2 protein-coding genes are annotated in these 2,363 nt (G+C 39.9%); both read left to right on the top strand.

Annotation, left to right across the window (positions count from 1 at the left end; genetic code table 11):
- Positions 1–683: SLC13 family permease (locus tag P20429_RS19140; RefSeq protein ID WP_033026285.1), on the top strand; the 683-nt coding region annotated here is incomplete at its 5' end.
- Between the two features lie 178 nt (positions 684–861).
- Positions 862–2,280 (top strand): coniferyl aldehyde dehydrogenase, encoded by a 1,419-nt coding sequence (locus P20429_RS16690; RefSeq protein ID WP_007580623.1) that lies wholly within the window; start codon positions 862–864, stop codon positions 2,278–2,280.
- Positions 2,281–2,363: the final 83 nt, after the last annotated feature.

Raw genomic sequence — 2,363 nt, 5'->3', positions numbered from 1 at the left:
TATTTTCTGAACAGTTAAAAAAGCTTGGAATAATGCAACGCGCAGAAAAAGGCGTATTGTTTGTATTTGTGCTTGCTGCACTTTGCTGGATATTTAGACCTTTATTGGGTGATATAACAGGTCTTAAAATTTCAGATACTACAATTGCAATTGCTGCTGCATTACTGCTGTTTGTAATGCCTGCTAATAAAGGCAGTGATGAGCGTATTCTTGATTGGCAAAACGCCTCACAAGTGCCTTGGGGCGTATTGCTATTGTTTGGGGGCGGACTTACGCTTGCATCTCAAATTAAATCGTCAGGTCTTGCCGAGTTTATTGCTCACATGATTGAAGGCGCAAGTGCGATTCCTCTTGTTATGAGCGTACTTGTTGTGGTTGCTTTAATTACATTTTTAACTGAGATCACTAGCAATACAGCGACTGCAGCTGGCTTTCTTCCTTTGTTAGGACCCGTTGCAGAGTCTATAACAGGTTCGCCTTTGGTTTGGGTTATTCCTGCAGCTATAGCGTGTAGTTGTGCGTTTATGATGCCGGTAGCGACACCACCAAACGCTATTGTGTTTGGCTCAGGGCAAATTCAAATGCGCGACATGATAAGAGCCGGCTTTGTGCTAAATATTGTCGCCATTGTATTAATTACGCTAGTGACAATGACTATCGCAGCGCAAGTATTTGGCTTTTAAAGCTATACTAAATTAGTTCCAACCAGTAGCTTTGTTTATATTTACAGTTTTAAACAAAGCCACTCTTTATACTTATTTATATTGCTCAAGAAGCTCTTTTTTAGATAATTAGTGTTATTGCTCGAAAAACAGAACAAGGTTATAGTCTGCGGTAACTTTAAAAATTGAGTAATCTATTTTGAGCACCGACACATCACAGGCAATGCCTTTAATTCCCCAATTTGATGAATTGCAAAAAAGCTTTCTCGAAACACCTTACTTGCCAATTGATAAACGTCTCGTTTTATTAAAAAAACTCCGTGTACGTATTGTTGAACTTGAGCAAGAGCTAGTGGATGCTGCTTCAAAAGACTTTGGTTACAGAACCGCTTTCGATACTCTACTTGGCGATATATTGCCTACGGTTCAAACACTCGCGCACATTATCAAAAAGCTACCAAAATGGGCAAAGCCAAGTAATCGCTCTGTAGGTTTAAGTTTGTGGCCTTCAAAAGTAAGTGTTAATTACCAACCTAAAGGTGTGGTTGGTATTATTGCACCGTGGAATTACCCCATTCAGTTAGCGTTAGTACCTGTGCTTACCGCCATAGCTGCTGGTAATAGAGTGATGCTCAAATTAAGCGAGTTTACACCTCACACAAACGTCGTTATCGAAAAAATATTTAAAGACGACATGCAAGCGCATTGCAAAATAATACAAGGCGGTAGCGACGTAGCCGCGCAGTTTTCATCACTGCCATTTGCTCATTTATTATTTACGGGGTCATCGGCCGTTGGTAAATTAGTAATGGCTTCAGCGAGTCGTAATTTAACACCCGTAACGCTTGAACTTGGTGGTAAATCGCCAGTTATTATTACTCAAAATGCCGATATTAAAAAAGCGGCACAAGCCTTACTGTTTGGAAAAATGGCCAACGCAGGGCAAATATGCGTTGCTCCCGACTACGTATTTGTGCCCAAAGAGCTTGAGCATCAGTTGGTTCAGCAATTATGCGAGCTTTATAAAAAGCACTTTAAAGACGGTGTTGAAGGTAAAAACTTAACTTCTATTATTAGCGATGCACACTATAAACGTTTAGCAACCTATTTAGAGCAATCCCAAGAGCTTGGCGCAAACATTATTAAGCCACTTGAGCAAAACCAGCAAGATGAGCAAAAACATCGTATGGGGCTGCACTTAGTGACTCAAGTTACTGACGAAATGCAGCTTATGCAAGATGAGTTATTTGGCCCAATACTACCAATAATGAGTTATGACACGCTCGACAGCGCAATTGACTATATTAAAGCCCATCACCATCCGTTAGCGCTTTATATTTTAGGGCAAGATAAGCACGCTCAAGAATACATTATGAAGCAAACAATCAGTGGCACTGTGGCAATAAACGACACGTTAGTGCAAGTAACTGCTGACGATGCCCCTTTTGGTGGTGTAGGGCATTCAGGAATGGGGCATTATCATGGCATAGAAGGGTTTTTAACGTTTAGCCATGCTAAAAACACGTTAGTATCGGGCTCGTTTAATCCTCGTATTGTTATGCTGCTAAAACAAAGCAAACTTCTTATTAAGCTACTAAAGTGGCTTTACATAAAATAAGAGTGTGTTGATTTTGTAAAGTTGAATAGATTTTGAATCTGCTAAATCAAGATATATTAAAAAAGGCTGAATTACGTTATGTA

The organism is Pseudoalteromonas sp. BSi20429, assembly GCF_000238895.1.
GTDB classification, from domain to species: Bacteria; Pseudomonadota; Gammaproteobacteria; order Enterobacterales; family Alteromonadaceae; genus Pseudoalteromonas; species Pseudoalteromonas arctica.
The sequence above is the reverse complement of the archived record's forward strand: the minus strand, read 5'-3'. Positions and strand labels throughout refer to the sequence as shown.